The organism is Thioalkalivibrio sp. ALJ7, assembly GCF_000376865.1.
GTDB lineage: Bacteria > Pseudomonadota > Gammaproteobacteria > Ectothiorhodospirales > Ectothiorhodospiraceae > Thioalkalivibrio.
On sequence record NZ_AQXQ01000012.1, the window covers coordinates 168,690 to 192,098 of the forward strand.

Genomic DNA, 23,409 nt, shown 5'->3' on the forward strand with positions numbered 1-23,409 from the left:
CTTGCACTGGCCCTTCTTCGTGCCTTCGTGAGCTTCGTGGTGCACAAAGCCCTAGACCTTGAATCAGCGCTTCGCGGAGGAAAGGTCCATGTGCTCGCCCATCCAGGCTTCCAGCGCCGCATACTCCAGCGGGCGGCTGAAGTAGTAACCCTGGCCAAGGGCACAGCCACGCTCCAGCAGGAAGGCGCTCTGTTCCGCCGTCTCCACCCCTTCCGCGATGACCTGCATATTCAGGTTGCGGCCCATCGCAATGATGGTCGCCACGATCTCGCGATCGGCGTTATCGTTGGTCACGCCGTCGACAAAACTGCGGTCAATCTTCAACACATCCAGGGGATAGGTGCGCAGGGCCGCCAGTGAGGAATAGCCGGTACCAAAGTCATCGATGGCCAGCCGAACCCCCAGCTCTTTCAACGCCGTCAGTCGCGCCACCCCTTGTTCGCCCTGCTGCATGATCGCGGTCTCGGTGATCTCCAGCTCCAGTTGAGCCGCCGGGAAGTCGGTCAGGGAAAGAATCTCGGCCACCCGACTCGCGAAATCACCTCGCTGGAGCTGGACCGGGGAGAGGTTGACCGCCATACTGAAATTGCCAGCCCCACGATCCAATAGCCGCCGCCCCGCATCACAGGCCTCTCGCAGTACCCATTCACCCAACGCCACGATCAGCCCGGTATCTTCGGCAACCGGGATGAAGCGGTCGGGCGGAATCATCTCGCCGTTTTCCGGCTGCCAGCGCAGCAACGCCTCCATCCCGAACGGCCGACTACCCACCAAATTCACCTGGGGCTGAAAATGCAGTCGCAGCTCCCCGCTGTTCGCCTCCAGGGCGTGACGCAGCCGGTTTTCCAGCTCCAGACGTTCGTCCGCCGCGCGCGTCAGGGCCTGGGTATAGAGACTCCAGGTCTGGCGGCCCGAGGCCTTGGCCTTATACATGGCGGTGTCTGCGTGCTGGATCAGTGCGGTGGCGGTATCGCCATGATCCGGGAACAAGCTGATGCCGATACTGCCGTTCAGGTAGACCGAACGCCCATCCTCCAAGACGAGTGGTTTTTCCAGACTCGCCAAAAGATCGTCAGCACACTGGGCAACCGCGTCATCACTGGCCGGGTTTTCCGCCACCACCAGGAACTCGTCGCCGCCCAGGCGCCCAAGGGCATGAGCCTGCCCCACGGCCTCGCGCAAGCGACGCGCGACATCCACCAGGACCTGGTCGCCCACCGGGTGTCCCATCGAATCGTTGACGTTCTTGAACCGGTCCAGGTCCAGGTTGAGCACCGCGACGCGGTACCCGTGCATGTGTGCACGCTCCAACGCCTGGCCCAGCATGGTTTGAAGCTGGCTACGATTGGGCAAGTCGGTCAGGGCATCGTGCTGCGCCAGGTACTGGAGCTCTTCCTCCGAACGCCGTAGTGCGGACATGTCCGTGAGCACCCCGGCGTAGTGCAGCGCATGACCCTGCTCGTCCTGCACCGTACTCAGACTCAACCACTGCGGACCCACTTCCCCGTTGCGGCGACGATTCCAGATCTCGCCCTGCCAGTGTCCATCGCGTTGCAACGCCTCCCACATGCGCTGGAAAAAGGCCGCGTCGTGGCGGCCAGATTGCAGGAAGCTGGGGTTGCGACCGATTGCCTCACTCTCGGCGTAGCCGGTGATCTCCTCGAAGGCCGGATTGACTGCAACAATCCGCGGCGTCAGGTCCGTAATGACTACGCCATCGCGGGTACTCTCGAACACCGCCGCCATGCGCCGCAGCCCCAACAAAGCCTGACGTCGTTCCAGAGCCGCCCCAAGGCTGGACGCCACAATGCGGGCAAGGCTTTGATCGGCGGCCGTCCAGCGCTGTGCCCGCAGAACCCGGTCCAGTGCCAGAAAGCCACGGTACTCCCCCTCGACGTACAGGGGGACCAGCAGGACCGCCTGGCTCTGCGAGGCCTCCAGGATCTCACGCTCGGCATCCGGCAGCTCGCGGGTCAGCCCATCCACCGCGCCCCCACCCTGCAGGATCGTATGCCAGCGTGGCAGCACCGATTCCAGGCTCAGGTTGCGCAAGGGGGGTGGCCGAATCGCCTGATCCGCATCCGCGCGCACCCAGTAATAGCGGTGGATATCCAGCGCCTCGCGGGCGGCATGATCGAGTTCCACGACCAGCACATAGGCGCGGTCGGCTCGCGTCTCGTGGCCCAGCTCCGCCAGCAGGCGATGGATTACGCTGGCGGGATTGTCCTCGCGCAGCAGTTCCACCGTCAGCTCGGCCGCGGTGCGCAGCGCCCGCTCGCGTTCGCCCAGGGCCTGTGCGGTCCGCAGCTTCTGCGCTGCCAGTCCGGCAATCTGGGTGAACTCGTCAATCAGAACCTGTTCGCCCGGATTCGGCCCGCGTGCGGTCTTCAGATAGATGCCCAGGGTTCCCAGGACTCCACCGTCCGCGTCACGAAATGGAAATGACCAGCAAGCCTGAAAACCGGCTCTATTCGCCAGGTCACAGAACCCTGCCCAGTTCGGGTGACTGGCGCAGTCCTCGACAATCATCGGCGTACCGCTCCATGCGGCCTCGCCACACGAACCCATGCCCTGGTCCGCCCGAAGACGGCGCGTCGCACTGCGCAACGGATCGGGAATGCGCGACGCCGTGACACTGTGGAGCTCCTGACTGTCCGCATCCAGCAGCATCACGCAGCCATACAGGTCAGGCGCCAGCGCTTCAAGCCCCTTGACCACATCCTCCAATAGCCGGGGATCGCGCTCACCCGTCGCCAGACGCGCCAGAACATCTGCGCGCACTTCCTGCACCCGCTGCCCCAACACGCGCCGGGTCACGTCCACCAGGCTTCCGGAAAGGCCCGTGGGGTTCCCGGCGGGGTCCAGGTGCACGTGGCCGCGCAGTTCCAGCCAACAAAGCGAGCCATCCGCCGTCCGCAGACGGATCTCCTGCATCAGCGCACCATCATCGGACTCCGCCGCTTGTACCAGGAGACGGGCCGCCGCCGCGCGGTCCTCCAGGGGCATGAAGGCCAACATCTCCTCGCCAAGCGCCACGTCTACCGAGAAGCCCGTAATGGCTGTCCAGGCCGGGTTCAGGAACTGCCAACAACCCGCCGCGTCGATCTCGAAGACAATGTCGCCTGCGCGCTCGATCACCTGGCGATAGCGCCGTTCGGACTCCGCCAATGCCGCCCGCTCCCGGCGCAAACCGGCACGGGCATAGACCTGGTCCAGCAATGTGGGCAGCGTCTTCAGGTAGCCTTCGGCCTTGATCGCGTAGTCCTCAACCCCCATGCGCAGCGCCCGGACCGCGAGGTCCTCGGTCCCCTGGCCGGTGATCAGGATGGTGGGCAGGTCCAGCCCGCGTTCCTCGCGTACGAGGCGCGCCAGCTCCAGGCCATCAATGCCGGGCAGACGGTAATCCACCAGCAGCAGGTCGAACTCCAGCTCGTCCGTGGCGTTCTCGGGTAGTGCCGCAAGCGCCTCCTCGGCCGTGCGTACGGGCACCAGATGAATCTGCGGGGCCATTCGCGCGAGCTCACGCCGCGTGAGGCCGATATCAAATTCGTTGTGCTCGGCATAGAGCACCCTTAGGGGCTCGCGCCCTGCGGTCAGACGCAGCTCGCGGCGAGCACAGGCATCCACCACCCGTTGCGGCAAGCGTTCCAGGTAGTCATCCGCCTTGGTCAAATAGTCGTCGGCCCCGGCCCGGAACGCCGCCACCACGGTCTCCTGCTCACCATGGCCGGTCAGCACCAGCACCGCCTCTCCCCGCTCCGCGGCTCGCAGTTCGCCGAGCAAATCAAGCCCGCTGCCGTCCGGAAGGCGCAGGTCCACCACCATGCAATCGAACGGCTTCTCGGCCGTAAGCGTCGCGCGTGCATCGCCCAGGGTGCGGGACACGACAACCTCGGCCTCGGGCACCTGACGCTCGAGGACCCGGCGTTGCAGGTCGGCGTCCGCCAGGCTGTCTTCTACAAGCAGGATTCGCATGCGGTCTCGTACGTTGTAGCGGAGGGGCTAACTCGGCGCCTGATTGAGCAGGCACCAGTAGAGCTCGACCTGTTCAGCCACCTCCAGGAACTTCGCAAAATCGACCGGCTTGACGATGTAGGAATTGGCGCCGGAGTCGTACGCGGTGGCGATGTCACGGTCTTCGTTGGAGGAGGTCAGCATCACCACCGGGATGCGGCGGAAGCGCTCGTGTTCACGGATACGGCGCAGCACCTCCAGCCCGTCCACCTTGGGCAGCTTGATGTCCAACAGGATCACCGCCGGCGGCGCCAGTTCGCCCTGCTCCCAGCGCTCGAGGAACGCCAGGGCTTCCACACCGTCGCGCGCAACTTCCAGAGGATTGGTGAGGTTGCGCCGCTCGAAGGCGCGCCGCATCAGGTCGATATCAACCGGGTTGTCCTCCACCACCAGGATCGAAGGCTGGCGCGTGGCGGGGCTCATCGCGGGAACTCGATATGGAACGTGGCGCCCTCCCCGGGCTCGCTTTCCGCGCGAATCTCGCCACCCAGACGATGGACCGCGCGCCGCACTAGCGCGAGCCCAACCCCAGTACCGGGATAGGCCTCGGCGCGGTTCAGGCGCTGGAAGATATCGAAGATGCGATCCTGAAACGCCATGTCAAAGCCAATCCCATTGTCCCGTACCGAGATACCGAGCGTAGCACTGCGGGATTCCGCCTGCACCGTTACTTTGGGTGGATCACGTTCGGCACTGAATTTAAGGCCATTTTCCAGGAGATTGCGCAGGATCAGCGCCAGCCCATCAGGATCGCTGACGAAACGCAGATCCGGATCGATTTCCAGCTTCACCTCAGCCCGCTTACGCAATCCCGAATCCATCGACGCCAGCACCTCCTCCACCAGCGCACGCACACCAACCTCACGCTCCTCCAGGGGCCGACGTTCCATACGCGAATAGGCCAGCAGATCCGAGATCAGCTCGTGCATCTGCGCCACACCGTTGCGGATGTTGCGGATGAAGGCCTTGCCTTCGCCTTCCAGCTGGTCGGCATAGTCAGCCTCCAACAACTGGCTGTAGCCCTCAATCCCGCGCAAGGGCGCCTTCAGGTCATGCGATACCGCATAGGAGAAGGATTCCAGCTCCTGGTTCAAGGCCTGCAGGGAGGCAGTGCGCTCGGCTACCCGTTGCTCCAGGGTCGCGTTCAGATTGCGCAGCTCCATCTCGTTGCGCTTGAGCTCGCTGACCTCCAGCACCGTACCCTGGACATAGTGCACCCCGTCGGCACGCTCGACCGGCGCCTCGATGGTGAGGCTAAACCAGGCGCCCTCGCGTACTACCGGCAGAGCGCGCAGAAGCAACCGCCTGGGACCCAGCTCGGCGCCCGCTAGCAAGGCCTCCATCGCGGTGGAAAAGCTCGCCCCGTCTTCCGAATCCAGGTCGAAGAAGTCGCGCGCGAAGGCCTCCAGCGTAGGGGTGCCATAGTGGGCCTCCTGGCCCAGCAGCCCGTACAGACGGTCGGACCACCACATCTCGCGGGTCTCCAGGATGAATTCCCAGCTGCCCAGCCCGGCGTGGCGCTCCGCCTGGCTCAGGCGATCCACCTGCCGTGCCAGGGCCGTCTCGGCCTGCTTGCGCGCCTCGATATTGCGCAGGGTCACCAGCAGCAGTCTTTCCCCGGCAATCTCGGTCGCCTTCAGATTGGCCTCCACCCAGAAGCCGTGGCCATCACGGTGGCGCGCGCGCCACTCGAACACCAGCTGTTCGCCGCGCCGAGCACGCTCCATCAGCGCCTTCTGGCGCTGGACATCGAAGCCGGTCTGGTCGGCGCTCAGATCGTCCACGTTGCAATCCAGCAGCTCGCTACGGCTGTATCCGTACATCTGCTCGGCGGCGGCGTTGACCTCGATCAGCGCCTCGGTATCGAGGTCTTGCAGGAGGATCGCCTCCTGCACATTGTCGAAAATGGCCCGGAACCGCGTCTCGGAGTCACGCAGATCCTGTTCGGCCCGCAGGCGTTCGGTGACGTCCAGCAACAAGCCGTGGATTCGAATCACCTGCCCCTGGTCGTCTCGAGTCAGCCAGGTGCGGTCTTCCAGCCAGATCCAGTCGCCATGGCCGCGTCGCAGCCGATAAACCTGGGTATAGCGATCCGGGCCACGGTCAATATGCGCGGCCACCTCGCCGACGATACGCTCGATGTCATCGGGATGGATCAAATCGGCGTAGTTCAAATCGCCCCGCAACAGGGAACTGCGATCGAGTCCCCAACGGGCGATGTTCGGCGAGACGTACGTGACCGGCCAGCCCCGGGTGGCGGCCCATTCGACGGCCACCACGGGAGAGCGCTCGACAATACCGGTCAGCCGGCACGCCTCGCGGGACGCGCGATCCCGAGCCCTTAGCGGGTAGTACACCAGAAGAAAGAGGCCTATCGCGGTCACCGCCACATAGGCCCAGCCCTTGAGCGTCTGCATCTGGGCCAGCAGTACGACGTCGTCGACCATCCAAAGCAAGGCGCGGTCGGACAACGCGATCCATACCAGGCCGAACACCAGGTAGATGATCGCGATGGTCGCCGCGGTGCGTCCTGCACTCGCCCGCCTGCCTTCCGTGTTGCCTCGCGCCATTCCGCCTCCCCGGCCGTCGCGGAGGGGCGCGGTCGCGCGCGCAGCGCTAAACGCCCCATCCTGAGCATTGACCACTCGGAGCGCCAGCGCAACCGCGTCGCCCGCCGCCACGGTTTGCACGCGCGGCCAGGCTTCGGCGTGGGGCCCGGAGATGCTATTCTGCGCCGCCACCGCAAGCGAATTTCGGCCATGTTCAAGCAACTCGAAAGCGACCCCCTTGGCGAGCGCCACCCGGCCCGCGAGGTCCTGACGCGCCTAAAACTCAACGATGCCGGCCTGATCCCGGCAATTGCCCAGCAGCACGACACCGGCGAGGTGCTGATGCTGGCGTGGATGAATCGTGAGGCCCTGGACGAGACCCTGGCGACCGGCCAGGTCTGCTACTACTCGCGCTCACGCCAGGCGCTGTGGCGCAAGGGCGAACAATCCGGACAGGTCCAGCGGCTGCATTCGCTTCACATCGACTGCGATGGCGACACCTTGCTACTGAAGGTCGATCAGACCGGCCCGGCCTGCCATACGGGACGGCGTAGCTGCTTTTACCTGCAAGTGGAGCGCGATACCGTCGTCGTCACCAGCGATCCCGAGATCGACCCCGAGACTCTTTACGGCAAGGATCACGGGCAATGAGCGAGACGCCCACACTCACCCTGCACAACACCCTGGGCGGGCGCGACGAACCCTTCGTCCCGCAGGACCCCAAACGCGTCACGGTCTACGTCTGCGGCCCCACCGTGTACAACCGGGTGCATATCGGTAACGGCCGCCCGGTCGTGGTATTCGACGTGCTGTTTCGGGTGCTGCGCGAGCTCTACGGCCCGGAACACGTGATCTATGCCCGCAACATCACGGACGTGGATGACAAGATCAACAAGGCGGCCGCTGACAATGGCGAGGCAATCAGCGTTCTGACCGAGCGCTTCACCCAGGCCTTCCACGAAGACATCGCGGCCCTGGGCACACTGGAGCCCACCATTGAACCGCGCGCGACCGAGCATATCCAGCCGATGATCGAGCTGATCGAACGGCTGATCGAACGCGGCCACGCCTATGCGGCCGACGGACACGTGTTGTTCGATGTGACTTCCTATCCCGACTATGGCGCCTTGTCCGGACGCTCGCTGGCCGACATGCAGGCCGGCGCGCGCGTCGATGTCGCCGACTACAAGCGCCATCCCGGCGACTTCGTGCTGTGGAAGCCCGCCACGGCGGACGAGCCCGGCTGGGACAGCCCCTGGGGCCACGGCCGCCCCGGCTGGCACCTGGAATGCACCGCCATGATCCGCAGCCACCTGGGGCCGATGATTGACCTCCACGGCGGCGGCCACGATCTGGTGTTTCCACATCACGAAAATGAGATCGCCCAGGGCTGCGCGGCCGAGGGCTGCCACGAACACGGCACCCATTACGCACGCTACTGGATGCACAACGGTCACCTGACCATCGACGGCGAGAAGATGTCCAAGTCGCTGGGCAACTTCCAGCTCTTGCACGATCTGCTGCAGCACTATCCCGGCGAGGTCCTGCGTCTAGCGCTGCTGTCGCGCCACTACCGCGCACCGCTGAATTTCTCGGACGAGACCCTGACGCAGTCCCGAAACAGCCTGAACGGGCTCTATCGTGCACTGCGCGACGCGGCGGCAATTGAACCCGAGCCGGTCGTAGCCGCCGAGACGCCGGTATTCACGGCCTTGCTGGACGATCTCAACACCCCGGCGGCGATCACCGCATTGCACCGGATGAGTGACGCCCTGGCAAAGGCCGACAGCGACGCCGAGCGCGCCCGCCGCAAGGGTGAACTCCTGGCCGGCGCTGCCCTGCTGGGCCTGCTGCAACAAGACCCGGCGACCTGGTTCCAGGGTGCGACGGACGATGGCGACCTGGACGCCTGGGTGGAAGAACGCATCGCCGCGCGCCAGGCCGCCCGCAAGAATCGTGATTTCGCCAGCGCCGATGCGATCCGAGACGAACTGATCGCGCGCGGTATCGAGCTTGAGGACACCCCCGACGGCACCCGCTGGCAGCGCGCCACCTGAAGGCCATGCGACTCCGTCCCTCGCTCATGCGTCTCCTTCTGCTGGCTGGCCTGCTCATTCCGGCGGGTGCGCTTGCCCACCCACACGCCTGGATCGACCTGCGCGTAGGGCTGATCTTCAGCGACGACGGCGAGCTTGAGCGGATGGAACAGGCCTGGCTCATTGATCCAACCTACAGCCACATGCTGCTGGAGGATCTGACGCATGAGCTGGATGGAGGCACCGGAATCGACACGGCATTGGAGCACGCAGCCGAACGGATGCTGGAGAATCTGGCCGCCTACGACTACTTCACCGAACTGCGTGGAGACGGTCAGCAGCTGGAGGTCCCGCAGGCCCGCAACGCCCGCCTGACGCTGGAAGACCAACGGCTGCATCTGCGCTTTGAACTGCCGTTGGACGAACTGGGCATCGCGGCCGGCGACCCCTTCAACTACCGGGTTTTCGACCCCGAATACTGGATCGAGATCCTGCACGACCCCGACGATATCGTATTCGTCGAGAACCAGACCGGCTGCAAGGTGGCCATCACCGAGGCGCGCCCGGATCCGCAACTGATTCGCTACGCCGCCACCCTGGAACGTCAGGACCGCAGTCCGGTCGACAACCTTGGACGTCACTTCGCGGAGACGGCCAAGCTGGAATGCGATTGATCACGGCGCAACTCCACAACCGGACACCGCGCACACCACACCGCGACTCAAGTGTTATATTATAACGCTATGCGCACAGGCCGCCTGTCTCAACACCCTTCCCGCCCGAACCTTCAGGGGTTGCTGTGGCTGCTCCTTATGGTCGTTGGTGCGGGCCCCTTGCAGGCCGAGGGCAGCCACCCGCTGGGAGCCCCCACAGAATCCTCGGCCGAGCGCGATGACCTTGGCTCGCCCACCGCCACCAGGGCACCCGCCCCGCTGGCTGAACCGCCCGGCGCCCTGGAGCGCCTGACCGGCTGGATGCTGCAAACCCAGCGCCAACTGCATCGCGGCCTGACCGAGGGTCTGCATGCCCTGCGCGATGGGCCTACAAAACAGACCGCTGGCGCCCTGATTCTGGTCAGCCTGCTCTACGGCGTCTTCCATGCGGCCGGGCCCGGCCACGGCAAGGCAGTCATCAGTGCCTACCTGCTGACCCAGCCCCAGAACCTGCGCCGCGGCATCCTGCTGTCCACCGTCTCCGCACTGGCCCAGGGCGTGACCGCTATCGTCCTGGTCGGCGTGCTGATCGGCCTGTTCGGCTGGCTTGCGCGCGACACCCTGGGCCAGGTGCGAACCCTGGAGATCGCCAGCTTTGCGCTCGTCGCACTGCTGGGGTTGTGGCTGATGGTGCGCGCCCTGCGGCACGCCTGGCGGCTGCATCGCGCACACCGGCAGGCCGTCGCCGACGCGCACGCCCGCGACCATGGTCATGACCATGACCATGACCATGACCATGACCATGACCATGACCATGACCATGACCATGACCATGACCATGACCACGGGCACGGGCACGGGCACGGGCATGAACATGCACAGGACGAGCACTGCGGCTGTGGTACCCCGCATCACGTAGATCCGAACCACCGAGGTACCTGGTGGGCCACCGTGCTGGCGGTGGGCATTCGGCCCTGCTCCGGCGCGGTGCTGATCATGGCCGTCTCGACCGCCCTTGGGCTCGCCTGGGCCGGCGTCGCTGCCGTACTGGCGATGTCACTCGGCACGGCGGCGACGGTCTCGGTGCTGGCAACCCTCGCCGTTTCCGCACGCGACTGGACGCGCCGCTGGCTGGGCCCCTCCCACATGGGTCGCCTGACCTTTATCGGCCCCGCTCTGGGCCTGACCGGAGGCGGCGTGATCGCCCTGATCGGGCTCAGTCTGGTCCTCGGCGCAATCGCCTACCAGCCCGTCGCCCATCCTCTAGGGGTGCGCTAGGTGTGATCTCTCAGCTAGGGAGACACGAATTCAATCGCACGCAAGACCGACTCGAGCTCGGACGTGCGATTGAATCCGTGTCTCCGTACCGGCCGAATGGCCCGGGGCTTGCCCCAGGCGCGGGCGTCCACTAACGTCCCCAGGAAAGGTTTTGCGAACGGCGCTTCATCTCGAGCGCCCGGCAGAGCAGCGCTACCCCCGACAATCGCTCCCAGCGCACGAGGCCTTCATGTCGTCCACCACCATCACCCCGGACCAAGCACCGACCCTGCCGACTCTGTTCCGCACCCGCGTATCCATGAGCCCGGATGCACCGGCCTATCGTCATTTCGACGCCACCGACGAGACCTGGAAGCAGACCACCTGGAACGAGATGGCCACGATGGTGGATCGGTGGCAGGCCGCATTGGCCCACGAGGGCTTCAAGCCTGGGGAACGTGTGGCGATGATGCTCGGCAATTCCCGCGAATGGGTGGCGTTTGATCAGGCCGCGACCGAGCTGGGCCTGGTCACCGTACCGCTGTACACCGACGACCGGCCCGACAATGTGGCCTACATCATTGGTCAGACCCAGGCACGCCTGCTTCTGTTGGGCGAGAGCGCACACAGCCGCCGCCTCTCCGAGCATTTCGGGAATATGCCGTCGCTCAAGCGGATCGTCTGCCTGGGCGACACCGAGGGCGAGCCGGAAGGCGAGCGGGTCATGAGCATCGAGACCTGGCTGGAACGAGGCGAACCGGAGCGCGTACAGCACCCGGACCTCGATCCGGATGGCCTGGCGACCATTGTGTTCACCTCTGGCACGACCGGGCGCCCCAAGGGCGTGATGCTGTCGCACCGCAACATCCTCGACAATGCCTGCGCCTGCGCCACCGCCGGCCCTCTGTCGGATGCTGACCGCTTCCTGTCCTTCCTTCCGCTGTCGCATATGCTGGAGCGCACCGCCGGCTACTACATGCCCATGCTGATCGGCGCCGAGGTCGCGTTCGCCCGCTCCATCCAGGGGCTGGGCGAAGACCTGATGTCGGTGCAGCCCACCGTGCTCATCTCGGTTCCACGTATCTACGAACGCGTGCACGGCCGCATTCAGGCCGGGCTAAAACAGAAATCCGCGATCGGCCGCGGCCTGTTCAAGGCCACCGTGGGCATTGGCTGGCGCCGATTCGAGTACCAACAGGGGCGCGCGTCCTGGTCCCTCGGCTTCCTGCTATGGCCGCTGCTGGAGCGCATCGTGGCCAAAAAGGTGCTGGACCGCCTCGGCGGCAAGCTACGCTTTGCCGTCTGCGGCGGGGCGCCGCTACCACCCCCAATCGCGCGCTTCTTCATCGGGCTCGGCCTGCCCGTGCTGCACGGCTACGGCATGACCGAATCCAGTCCCGTGGTCAGCGTGAACACCCCAGACGACAACCTGCCGGCCTCCATCGGCAAGACGCTGCCCGGGATCGAGGTCAAGATTGGCGAGATGGACGAACTCCTCACCCGCTCCAGCTGCGTCATGCTCGGCTACTGGAAGAACGAGGAGGCCACTTCGAGCACGATCGACGAAGATCGTTGGCTTCATAGCGGCGATCAAGCCCAAATTGATGATGATGGCCACATTTTCATTACAGGCCGCCTGAAGGATATCCTCGTGCTGACCAATGGCGAGAAGGTCCCACCGGCGGACATGGAGATGGCCATCGCCCTGGATGCCCTGTTCGATCAGGTCATGGTGGTCGGTGATGGCCACTCCTTCCTCACCGCCCTGGTCGTGCCGGAGCCCGAGGCCTGGGCGACCTTCGCCGAGGACCAGGGTCTGGACCCGAGCACCGCCGGGCGTCTACCACGCGCCGCCGAGCGTGCCCTGCTCCAGCGCATTCAATACCAGCTGCGCGACTTCCCGGGCTACGCCAAGATCCGCCACGTGCACGTCGTGCACGAACCCTGGTCGGTCGACAACGGCATGCTGACTCCGACGATGAAACTGAAACGCCCGGTCATCGCCCAGCACTACGCCAACGCCATCGAGGCCATGTACGCCGGCCACGACTGAGCCCTGGGTGATTCACCACGAAGCACACGAAGGCACGAAGAAGGTCAAGGTCAAAAGCGTTTCTACCACGGAGGACACAGAGGGCACAGAGAAAACCCTTCTTGGGCGTGCAGTACGCCGATGATCGCATCCAAGCGCGTCCATCCTATGGGGCGAACCCGCCGCGATTCGGTTCGCTGTGATCAACGTGCCATGAACACCCGAACAACTGCAGCGTTCTCAGTGCACTCCGTGTCTTCTGTGGTTCAATCGCCCTGGCCCTTCTTCGCGCCTTCGTGTGCTTCGTGGTGAAAAAGGCCCTTCATCTCGCCGGACGAGCCCCACAAACGAAAAAGGCCCCGCAGCGCGGGGCTGCGAGGCCTTGAGGGCGCGCCAGGCGCGCGGCCGGTTCAGATGAACAGGCAGATATCGGACTCGCCGGCGAACTCGAAGAACGCGGCCGCCCCGGCATATTCCACGCCGTCGATGAATTCGCTGGTGTCCATGTCGAACAGGTCCACCGTCATCTGGCAGGCAACCATGCGCACCTCCGCCTCCAGGCACAGCTCACGCAGTTCGCTCAGGTCAGAGACGCCCTTCGCCGCCATCTTCTTCTTCATCATCACGGTCATCATCTTCTGCATGCCCGGCAGGGCCTGCAGCATCACTGGCATGGGCATCGGCATCGGCATGCCCGGGTTACCCAGCGAGGTGACCTGCAAGTCCAGCTTCTTGCGCAGCAGCTGCAGGCCGTAAAAGGTAAAGAACACCTCGCAGTCGTAGCCCAGGGCGGCGGCCGTGGACGCCAGGATAAACGGGGGATACCCCCAGTCCAGGCTGCCTTTAGTGGCAATGATGGCCATCTTCTTCTGATCACTCATTTCTACTCTCTCCTCCAGTGGTAAAGGATTCGGACCTGCCACAGCCCCCTGCGCGGCCCGTCTCGTATTAGTGAAAGCCCGTGGGTTATCCGCCAGCCTACTGCCCCGATGCCTGACGCCCCCTGCGCCAGTCTCGGATCAGTGCACAACCAGCACACACCCCCAGCGCCGCCATGCTGGCCCAAACCGAAATCGGGACCAGAATCATGGCCAACGCAAACATGAGCCACGCCAGTATGGTCATCGTGCTCCTCCTGCACAACATCTACGGCTAATATAGCCGCCCCCCTGTTGTGCTCGGGTTTGGGGGAATCAATCGTGCGGGGCGGCTAGCGCTTCTCCGGCGCCTCCGGCTCGGCGTAATCGCGAGGCGCATCCGTGCCTCGCGTCGAATCCGGGGCCGTGGCTTCCGGCTCCGGCGGGTGATAGACATCGGTGGCCGAGGCCCGCCCGCCCTGGCGCGAAACCGGGCTGGCATCGACGAACTGGTTGTTGAGGCGCTGGATGTAGGACTCGGCCCGGTCGCGCAGCTGATGCAGACGACTGATCATGCGCCGCCCCAGCCCCAGCGGGGCACGGCCCAGCATCGGACGCCAGGGGCGCGTGTTCTTCTCGAAGGCCGCTCGCCAGTTACCGGCCGCGGTCTCCGTGGGCAGGGTCCGCGCGATGCGTCGCGCGATCCAGCGGCGGTTAAAGAAGTGAATCCCGCCCAGCACGATCGCCAACACCACCAGGCCGAAGGTAGTCATCAGCGGGCGTTCGCCCATCGCCTGCCAGACGCTGCCATCCGCCCAGGGAGCGAGGCTCCCGGTGGACTGGTACGCGACCAGGCCCAGGATAACCGCCACCACGGCAAACATTCCGGCGTCGAACTGCACCACGCGGCGGCGCCATTGGTCCAGCGCCTTCTTCAACGCTGGCAACGCGTCCATCTCGATGGATTCGGCGATGGCTTGCAGCGAGCCCAGAATGCGGTAGGAACGCGAGGAGCTGATCTCCTGGATCTTGGCATGGATCTCCTGGCGGTCGCGCCGGGATTTTTCCTCGTAGCGTTCGCGCACCTGCGGGTCACCGATCTCCACCGCCGCACTCTCGTTGTACAGGCAGTAGAAACGCCCGGTGGCATTGCCCTGACGCACGACCGCGCGCTGCCAGGCGGAGACCACCTCTTCCAGGTTGTCCTCGCGCCAGGTGGTATCGATCTGATTGAGGATGAACACCAGTTTGGTGAAATCGTTGCGTTCGGCAACGCGATTGACCAGATGCTCCAGCGTGTCGCGCATCGCGCCCGGCTCCGGGTGGCGGGCGTCAAAGAACACCAGCACCAGGTCGGACAGATCGATGATGTGATCGGTCAGCTGCAGGATGGTCGTGCGCTGTTCGTCCGCGTCGAACCCCGGGGAATCGATCAGGATGCGCCCGCGCAGACGCTCGGAGCGCGCGGTCTTCATCGCCAGGAAGTGGTCCACCGTGCGGCCGCCACCATCGGTGATGCGCTCGATCTCGTCGGAGACACGATAGAACGGGAACCGCGGGTCGCCGTCCAGGGCCAGCCCCGGCAGTTCCTGCACGTGTTCGCTGCCGCCGTAGCTGATCACGGTGAATTTGTCGTCTACCGCCTGAGAGCCACTGCGTTGCACCGTAGTGCCGACGTACTCGTTAATGAAGGTGGACTTGCCCGCCGAGAATGTGCCCAGGGTGGCGATCATTGGCCACCAGGAGATGGTAAAGGCGAACGAATCCTCGGTCGGGTCCAGTAGACCCGCGGCATAGCCAACCCGATCTAGGTCGCGGAAGGGATCTACAACCCCTTTCAGGACCGGATTTTCTTCGGCAAGGCGATCACTCAGCAGCTTGAGCTGCTTGCGCACGCGGGGGCCAGGTCGATTGAACATGCGGGACTCCGTCGGACGAAAGGCGTGATCAGCGCGGGTAATACGGCCCCGGCGAACCCCGGACCGGACCGCTCTGATCAGAGAATGGATTGAACATGTTCATCATACCCATGGGACCGCCGACATTGCGATTCAGGCTCCACATGTCCTGTTGCATACCCGTGATTGAACCGGCCATGACGCGGGTATCGCGTGTCATCGAGCCGATATTGGAATCCATTGACTGGGTGTTCCCGGCGATCACGGCCACCTCCTCGTTCATCACACGCATAGTGTTGTTGATGTCCGTCATCTGCTGATCCATCGAGGCCATGTGGCCTGCGATAATCGACATATCGCGATCCATCACCTTGGTCATCTGGGTGATTTCCTGAGTGAGCTGTCCTACATCCCGAGTCAAGCTGGTGATCAACCAGAAGCCGTAGATCGCCAACACAATGAAAGCGATCAGGGCGGTGTAAACGATCAATTCCAAGCGGTGGGACCGGGCATCCGCCTTGTCGGCCTCGCTTCGGACCTTTTCAAACTCTTCACGACTCTCGTCACTCATTGAACGCCCTTTGTAGATGCATGAAAACCAGTATCGAGACCCCCATCAGAAGGCGCCAACGGCGGCGCGATCAATAATCTCCTCCAGTGATTCCTTCACAAACACCGCCTGCTCGTGCAACTCCTCGGGCAGCGGGCGCCCTCCATGGATCATCGGGTCCAGATCCAGGGTCATCAGCCACAGGTTGCCGTCGGCATCCTCCTGCAAAACGATGCGGCACGGCAGGTAGGCGGCCATCGCCGGACTGTGGCCTACCATCTGCGCAGCAATGGCGACATCGCAGAACATGTAGATCTTGAGGAACGGAAAATCCTCGCCCGTGACGCTGCGCACCTCTTCGCCCATGGGCAACTCGCCCACGTTGCGGATATTCAGCTCGTTGGCCACAAGACGCAGGACATCCTCGACCTCCTCGACACTCAGGCCTTCATCCACCTGGCGCTTGTAGACCATCGCCTCGGCGGCATCTCCCGTCTCCAGCACCGTGCGCGCAATCTGCGCGTACACCTTGGGCGCCTGGGAATCCAGCGAGCGCGCCTGACTGAGATACGGCTCAAAAGCGAAGATGGCGTACCCAACAGCAATCAGCGAAACCAGCCCAATCACCACCAGTGCGTTGCGTATAAAGCGCATTGAAAACCCCTCCTGCCCATCTGGCCCGGTCGTTGCCGGGACACCGATGGGCTATTGTTTTTTCCGGCGGCGCCGCCCAAATACGGCTGCCGCTAGTGCATCCAGCTCCGAGGCCGCCTTGCCCCGCGGCTCCAGTTCGTGCACCGAAAGTCCCTCGCTAAAGGATCGGCGGAAGGCCATGCGCTGCTTCAGCCGCGGCTTCAGCAGACGCACTCCATCGATCTGTTGCAGGGCCTCCCAGGTCTCGTCCGTTTCGCGCACGGCCTGGTGGGTATCCGCTCGGTTGATGAACACCAGAATCTCCGGCTTCTTGCGGGACCCTCGCGCCTTCTGAATACGCTGCACAAATCGATACGTGGACCAGACATCCGCCTGGCTGGGCGGCACCGGAATCAGGACCCGATCCGATCCTTTCACGGCCTCCAGTAGCGACTCCATGTCCGACGCACCGACGTCGATCAGCAACTCGTCATAGTCGCCCTGTCCCGCACGCGCAGCTTCAAGGTCGGCCACGCCGTCCAGCGCCGGCTGATAGCCTTCCTCCCGACGCACCGCCAACACATCGCTCAGGGTGGCCTGCGGATCCAGATCCACCGTCAACGCACGACGGCGCCCCTCCAGCAACCATAAGGCCAGATTGAAGGCGACTGTACTTTTGCCCGTACCGCCCTTCAGGTTGGCTACAACGGTCTGCATGTCGGCTCCTTGCGGGGAGAGTGCTGACCAATGGACTCATAAGCCATCCATTGGTCAGCACTTTCAGTAAAAAGGGCCTGCCCGAAAAACGGGCAGGCCAGTTACAACGGGTTTTGGACTTAGTTGCCCTGACCCTGTTGCTGCTGCGGCATCTGACCCTGCGGGCCCCAGCCCTGCTGCGGACCATAGCCGTAACCCGGACCATAGCCGTAACCCGGATGGCCATAACCGTGGCCATAGCCGCGACCGTAGCCGTCACCATAGCCATGGCCATAGCCGTGGCCATGGCCGCGACCGCGGGCGGAGAAGTCAAAATCACCGCCGCCCATCATGTCGCTCATCATGTCGCCCATGCCGTGACCACGGCCGTAACCGGGGCCGCCAAAGAACGGCATGCTCGGGCCGTAGCCGTAACCCGGGCCATAGTAGCCAGGACCACCGTAACCGGGACCGCCCCACTGGCCAGAGGCCATCATCGGGGCGGCCAGGCCACCCAGGGAAACGGCGAGAACTGCTGCTTTAACGAACTTATTCATGGTGCTACCTCCTGAAGGAGTCATGCCCTCAAATTGAATGCGTGCACGCGGGGAGGGCTTCTCGAATGCACGCTTAACCGTCAGGGAAACGGAAAACCGCCCATTCCCCAGGGGAAGGCCGAGAACGGCCCGCCCATTCCCGGGTAACCGGATTGGCCCGGATACCCGTATGGATAACCCCCCGGCATCCCGCCGGGGGCGTGGAAAGGCACAGAGCCCATCCCGCCCTGAGACCCGTAAGGCCCATAGGCCCCAGGGCCAAAGCCGGGCGGGTAACCCCCGGTCGGCGCCTCGCGTGATTCCGCCCGTCGGGACGGGTCGTAATCACGGTCGGGAAAACGCCCATGCGAGCGTTCCGGCGCCGAGCGTTGAACCTCCGGCGCTGCGGAGGCCCAGGGGTTCTGGCGATCACTCGCCATCAGGTCGGCGGTCGGCAAGAGGCAGCCAGCAGCCAGCACAACCCCGAAAATCGGGGCGATCCTGCGCCGCTGGTGTTCCTGTTGACCGCACTGCCTGCCTTGCATGGCGAACCGCCTCCATCTGGTTTCCACGCCGGCCGACAACCGCGTCGGCCGGGAATCAATTACCGATCCAGGATCAGTAATCACCACCTTCCTGCATGGACTCACGACGCTCCTGCATCATCTCCATGCGCTGCTCACGCTGGCGCTCCATCTCTTCCTCGTACGCCTTGCGCCCGGCCTCCATGGCTTTCTGTCGCGCCTCACGCATGGCTTCCATCTCTTCCATGCGCTCCTGGCGCTCGGCGTGCTGGGCCTTGATGCGCTCACGCATCTCTTCCGGCATGTCTTCCGGCAGGTTGTCCGGATCAAACGCCGGCATCTGGCCGTAACCCGGTCCCGGGCGCTGCTGCATGCCGTAGCCCGGCTGCATCATCCCCGGATGACCGAAACCACCCTGCTGGGGACCGGGGCCATAGCCCTGATGACCGCGGCCATAACCCTGGCCGTACCCATCACCGTGGCCACGACCATAGCCTTGCCCATGGCCGCGCCCGGACATGCCGAAACTAAAGTCACCGGAGCCTTCGCGCTGCTGCATCATCCCGCCACCGGGATGCGCACCCATACCCTGCTGGCCATACGGGCCATGCCCGTACGGACCCGGCACCGGACCCTGCTGGCCCATCGCCGGACCCTGGCCGTAACCCTGAGCCTGCTGTTCATCGGCCTGGGCCACACCCAACGCCAGAACCGAGACCACAGCGGCACTCGCCAGCGTCGTACCGATCGCTCGTGTATTGAATCGCTTCTTCATTACGAACCTCCTTGAGGTCTTGCTTGCATGTTCATTTAAGTCGAATACCGCGCCGGGCGCGGCCCTTGCCGGGCGTCCCCGACTTTCCTCCCCTCTTGGGGGAACTACCGCTGTCCTTGCGGTCGGTCTTGCTGCTCGTGGTGGCGGGCTTGGTGGTTCCGCCGGTCTTCTTGTTGGATGCTGTGGAAGTGCGCTTGTTCACTGCCCCGGCACTCGTTTGGGTCGCGCTCTTGGAGCCGGCTGCGCGCCGCGAACCACTACCGGAAGTCGTAGACTTCGGACTCGCATCCTTGCCCGCCGCCTTGGTGTTGGTAGCGCTCGTCTTCCTGGCGGTCGCCCCGGAGGAGCGACCCGCGGGCTTTTTCGCAGTCGAGGGCTTGTCCTGACCCGTAGCCTTGGGTGGAGCGCTAGAGGCGGTACCTGTTCCGGAGCCCGTGTGGCCAGCGTCCGATTTCGTCGCAGCGGCCGTTTTTTTGGGGGGGCTCTTCCGGGTCGCCGTCTTCGCCTTTGCGGGCGCCTTCCCAGACTCACGGTTTGGTTTCGGTTTGGGGGCGGAGGTGGCGGTGCGGACACCACTACTCTCCGCAGCCGCCGGGGCCGAAGCGCGGTTCTGGGCGGAGGCCGAACTCGCGGATTCAGCGCTGGCGTCACGTGGCGATGCCGGTTTCGGATCCTGCTTCGGTGCTGGGTCTGCCGAGCGCTCGGTCGCCACCACATCGGAGCCGGAGCCCGATCCCGCCGCGGGTGGCGAACCATTGCCACCACCGGCCGGACTGCTTGGGCCTCCGGTGGACGTCGGACCGGCCGGGGGCGGGCCGCCGCCATCTCGGTTGCGCCGACGCTCGATAAACGAACGGATTAGGCGCCACACCGCCAGGGCCAGGTCGCGCAGTCCCTCCAGGAAGGCCAGGGCCAGGCATTTCAGGTACAAGCCGCCATATTGCACGGCCTGAGTCACTGGGCCGCCTTCACGGGGGCCGAAAATGTCCTTGCCTTCGGTTGCAGCGCCCGGGCCGGATGCGGCCGCCATGCCCGCACCTCCATGGCCGTTACCGTTACCGTTGCCATTACCTGGCGCACATCCCACTGCCGCCTCGCCGTTTTCATCCAGGCTGGTCGGGCAGAAGGCACGACGTCCGGAGATGCAGCCCAGCGGGATCACCACCAGGGTCAGCAGCGTGGCCACCACCGTCCCGAACATCAGCGAGATAGCCATGCCCTGGAAGATGGGGTCAAACAGGATCACGCTGGAGCCGGCCAGCAGGGCCAGCGCGGTGATAATGATCGGACGGGTGCGGGCCTGGCAGGCCATGATCATCGCGTCGCGTACGTCATGGCCCTCGTCCACCGCCTGGCGACCGAAGTCCACCAGCAGGATCGAGTTCCTGACAATAATCCCCGCAAGGGCTATGAAGCCGATCATCGAGGTCGCGGTGAACTCGGCGTTCATCAGCCAGTGGCCGGGAATGATGCCGATCAGGGTCAGCGGGATGGGCGCCATGATGATGCCCGGCAACACGAAGTTCCCGAACTCCCAGACCACCAGCATGTAGATCAGGATCAATGCGATGGCGAAGGCGATGCCCATGTCGCGGAAGGTCTCGTAGGTCACCGTCCACTCGCCGCCCCACTCGAACGCAGTGGAGCCATCATTGGGCGGCGGCCCCAGCCAATGGGGTTGCACCTGGCTTCCATCCGGCAAGCGGTAATCCGCCAGCTGCTCCTGGATTTCGAGCTGACCGTACACCGGTGCGGCCAGGCGACCGACCACCTCGCCGGTCACATATTCCACCGGCCGCAGATTCTTGTGATAAATCGGCTCGTCCTGCGGGCGCTGGACAAATTCGCCCAATTCGGCCAGAGGGATCGATCCGCCCTGTTGGGTGAACACCGGCAGCATCTCCAGCTGCCGGACGTCATTGCGCGTAGCCATTGGCAGGCGCATCTCGATCAGATGCGGTTCGACCAGGGATTGCGCCTTCACGTCACCCAGGATCTGCCCGCCAATCGCAGTCTCGAGGGTGCGGTTAATGGTCTCTACAGTCACACCGCGCCGCAGGGCCTTGTCGCGATCCACGTCGAAATGCCAGACCTCGTGCGGCGCTTGCAGGAAGCTGTCCACATCCGCCACGTGCTCAGCACCGGCGAACATGCCCTCAAGGTCGCGAGCCACAGCCCGTCGGGTCTGGGCATCGGGGCCGTATACCTCGGCGACCACCGATTGCAGAACCGGCGGGCCCGGCGGCATCTCGACCACCTGAATGCGGGCACCAGCAGCCTGCGCCATCGGTGTGAGCAGCTTGCGCGCCTCGGTAGCAATCTCGTGCGAGGTTCGGCGGCGGTCACCCTTGTCCACCAGCTGCACCTGGATATCGCCCTGCCAGGGCTTGTCGCGCAGGTAGTAGTGGCGCACCAGGCCGTTGAAATTGAACGGCGAAGCGGTGCCGACATAGGACTGCAGCCCCACGACCTCGTCCATCTCGCGCAGGACGCTGGCCATGTCATGGCTCAGGGTCGCGGTCTCGGTCAGGGCCGTGCCTTCGGGGAAATTCACCATCACCTGAAATTCGGGCTTGTTGTCCAGCGGCAACATCTTCACGCGGACATCGGTCGTCATGAACAGGCTGGCCGTCAGGAAGAAGACGACGATGACTCCGATCAGAAAGGCGTAGCCCCGAACCTTGTTGTCCGCCAGCCCCGGGATCACCGTGCGGTAAAAACGGCCGAGCTTCTCGGCCTGACGGTGCTCCTTGTCCGTGGCCTTTTCCAGATACGCCATGCTCGGGCGCAGGCGCTGGGTCAGCCACGGGGTGAACACGAAGGCCGCGACCAGCGAGAACAACATGGCGACCGACCCGAGCACCGGAATCGGCTGCATGTACGGACCCATCATCCCGGAGACAAAGCCCATCGGCAGCAGGGCTGCGATGACCGTAAACGTGGCGAGGATGGTCGGGTTACCGACCTCGCGCACCGCATCCACCGAGGTCTCGGTATCAATACCGCGCTTCATTAACCAGCGTCGGTAGATGTTCTCGACCACCACGATGGCGTCGTCGACCAGAATGCCGATGGAGAAGATCAACGCGAACAAGCTGACGCGATCAATGGTATAGCCCAGCACCCAGGCACTGAACACCGTGAACAGGATCACCACCGGGATCACGATGAGCACCACCAGCGCGGCGCGAATCCCCAGGAACAGTCCAACCAGGATGGTCACCGCGAAGGTGGCGATGAACAGCTTGAAGATCAACTCGTTGACCTTCTCGTTGGCGGTCTTGCCATAGTCCCGTGAAACCGCTACCTCGACGTTATCCGGGATGACGCTCCCTTTCAGGCGTTCCAGCCGATCGAGAATGTCGTTCGCAACCGTCACGCCGTTACTGCCGGGCTTCTTGGCGATGGCCAACGTGACCGCCGCCGCACCCTCCGGCGCTGCGTCCGCATCGACGGCCGCGGGACCGGAATAATGCCGCACGAAGCGTTCCAGCTCGCCCGGGCCATAGGTGACCTCGGCCACATCGCGCAGATAGACCGGTTGCCCGTCACTGACGGAAATCAATAGCTGCTCGAGGTCCGTCGCCCCGGTGAAGAAGCGCCCGGTGTACACAGCGGTACTCAGTCCATCGCTTTCGATGCGCCCGGCAGACCCCTCGACATTTGCGGACTGCACGGCCTGGGCGATCTGATCCAGGCTGACGTCATACCCCGCGAGCCGTTCGGGCAACACTTCAATGCGAAGGCGCTCCTCGCGCCCGCTGACCACGAAGCTCTGGTTGGTATCCGGGACCTCGTTCAGTTGCTGCTGAGCATCAAGTGCGATCTGCCGGAGAAGGGCATCGTCCACCTCATGCGACCAGAACGTCAGGTTGACCACCGGCACGTCGTCGGCGCCCTTGGCCTTGACCAGGGGCTCGCTGACGCCCGGTGGCATCAAGTCACGATTGGCGAACAGCTTGTCGTGCACCTTGACTATGGAGGACTCCATCTCCTCGCCGACGTCGAACTGCACGGTCACCATCGCCTCGCCGCGATGCGACACGGAGTAGACGTTGTCCACCCCGGAGAGCTCGCTCATCAAGCGCTCCAGTGGTCGCGCGGCAAGACTGGCCACCTGCTCCGAGGGAACACCCGGATAGGACACCATGATGTCCACCATGGGCACAGAGATCTGCGGGTCCTCCTGGCGCGGAGTGACCATCAGCCCAAGGATGCCAATCGCGATACTGGCAAGGAGCAGCAACGGCGACAGCGGCGAGTGGATGAAGGCCGCCGCCATACGCCCGGCGATGCCAGGATCGCCGTGCTTCTCCCGGAAACCGGTATTGGATTGTCTGTCGTCTTCGGCCATCGAGCTTGAACAGTCCTGTTGTTAGTCTGGCGTCCCAAACGCCGG

General features: G+C 64.2%; 16 protein-coding genes. 5 read left to right on the top strand and 11 right to left on the bottom strand.

The genetic code is table 11. The annotated features are described in order from the left end of the window. Positions 1-63: 63 nt before the first annotated feature. Genes D002_RS0109450 through D002_RS0109460 form a run of 3 tightly spaced genes read right to left on the bottom strand, consistent with a single transcriptional unit; the run spans position 64 to position 6,521 of the window. Complete coding sequence (locus D002_RS0109450; RefSeq protein ID WP_018141676.1) at positions 64-3,975, bottom strand: EAL domain-containing protein; 3,912 nt, start codon at positions 3,973-3,975, stop codon at positions 64-66. Between the two features lie 27 nt (positions 3,976-4,002). Continuing rightward, the gene (locus tag D002_RS0109455) at positions 4,003-4,437 is read right to left on the bottom strand and encodes a response regulator (protein ID WP_018141677.1); all 435 of its coding nucleotides are present in this window, start codon (positions 4,435-4,437) and stop codon (positions 4,003-4,005) included. Beyond that, positions 4,434-6,521 carry a PAS domain S-box protein gene (locus tag D002_RS0109460; protein WP_026181640.1) on the bottom strand — a complete coding sequence of 696 codons (2,088 nt, stop codon included), beginning with the start codon at positions 6,519-6,521 and terminating at the stop codon, positions 4,434-4,436. The genes D002_RS0109455 and D002_RS0109460 overlap by 4 nt, the downstream gene beginning before the upstream one ends. A 252-nt stretch (positions 6,522-6,773) precedes the next feature. Here D002_RS0109460 and hisI point away from each other — a divergent pair, with 252 nt between their 5' ends. From hisI to D002_RS0109485, 5 genes are all read left to right on the top strand, one after another. Next, entirely contained in the window at positions 6,774-7,214 is a 441-nt protein-coding gene (hisI, locus tag D002_RS0109465; RefSeq protein WP_018141679.1) for a phosphoribosyl-AMP cyclohydrolase, read from the top strand. Next, the gene (gene cysS / locus D002_RS0109470; protein WP_018141680.1) at positions 7,211-8,620 is read left to right on the top strand and encodes a cysteine--tRNA ligase; all 1,410 of its coding nucleotides are present in this window, start codon (positions 7,211-7,213) and stop codon (positions 8,618-8,620) included. Before hisI ends, cysS begins: the two co-directional genes overlap by 4 nt. Positions 8,621-8,625: 5 nt before the next feature. Next, complete coding sequence (locus D002_RS0109475) at positions 8,626-9,273, top strand: DUF1007 family protein (RefSeq protein ID WP_026181641.1); 648 nt, start codon at positions 8,626-8,628, stop codon at positions 9,271-9,273. Between the two features lie 69 nt (positions 9,274-9,342). Beyond that, on the top strand, positions 9,343-10,530 hold the full coding sequence (locus D002_RS0109480; RefSeq protein ID WP_038055467.1) for a nickel/cobalt transporter: 1,188 nt from the start codon (positions 9,343-9,345) through the stop codon (positions 10,528-10,530). A gap of 229 nt (positions 10,531-10,759) precedes the next feature. Then, entirely contained in the window at positions 10,760-12,562 is a 1,803-nt protein-coding gene (locus tag D002_RS0109485; protein WP_018141683.1) for a long-chain fatty acid--CoA ligase, read from the top strand. Positions 12,563-12,951: 389 nt separating this feature from the next. Here the strand turns inward: D002_RS0109485 and dsrE2 are convergent, their stop codons facing one another. From dsrE2 to D002_RS0109530, 8 genes are all read right to left on the bottom strand, one after another. Continuing rightward, the gene (dsrE2, locus tag D002_RS0109490) at positions 12,952-13,422 is read right to left on the bottom strand and encodes a sulfur carrier protein DsrE2 (protein ID WP_018141684.1); all 471 of its coding nucleotides are present in this window, start codon (positions 13,420-13,422) and stop codon (positions 12,952-12,954) included. 329 nt (positions 13,423-13,751) lie between these two features. Then, positions 13,752-15,317: a dynamin family protein gene (locus D002_RS0109500; protein WP_018141686.1), complete on the bottom strand. Its 1,566-nt coding sequence runs from the start codon at positions 15,315-15,317 to the stop codon at positions 13,752-13,754. A 28-nt stretch (positions 15,318-15,345) separates the two neighbouring features. Next, on the bottom strand, positions 15,346-15,867 hold the full coding sequence (locus D002_RS0109505) for a hypothetical protein (RefSeq protein WP_018141687.1): 522 nt from the start codon (positions 15,865-15,867) through the stop codon (positions 15,346-15,348). Positions 15,868-15,912: 45 nt separating this feature from the next. Next, on the bottom strand, positions 15,913-16,500 hold the full coding sequence (locus tag D002_RS0109510; RefSeq protein ID WP_018141688.1) for a DUF302 domain-containing protein: 588 nt from the start codon (positions 16,498-16,500) through the stop codon (positions 15,913-15,915). 51 nt (positions 16,501-16,551) lie between these two features. Beyond that, positions 16,552-17,196 (bottom strand): ParA family protein, encoded by a 645-nt coding sequence (locus tag D002_RS0109515; RefSeq protein ID WP_018141689.1) that lies wholly within the window; start codon positions 17,194-17,196, stop codon positions 16,552-16,554. A 119-nt stretch (positions 17,197-17,315) separates the two neighbouring features. Next, positions 17,316-17,732, bottom strand: a complete 417-nt coding sequence (locus tag D002_RS0109520) for a sulfur globule family protein (RefSeq protein ID WP_018141690.1) — start codon at positions 17,730-17,732, stop codon at positions 17,316-17,318. Positions 17,733-18,329: 597 nt separating this feature from the next. Further along, entirely contained in the window at positions 18,330-19,010 is a 681-nt protein-coding gene (locus D002_RS0109525; protein ID WP_018141691.1) for a sulfur globule family protein, read from the bottom strand. A gap of 31 nt (positions 19,011-19,041) precedes the next feature. Continuing rightward, the gene (locus tag D002_RS0109530; RefSeq protein ID WP_018141692.1) at positions 19,042-23,364 is read right to left on the bottom strand and encodes an efflux RND transporter permease subunit; all 4,323 of its coding nucleotides are present in this window, start codon (positions 23,362-23,364) and stop codon (positions 19,042-19,044) included. Positions 23,365-23,409 lie beyond the last annotated feature (45 nt).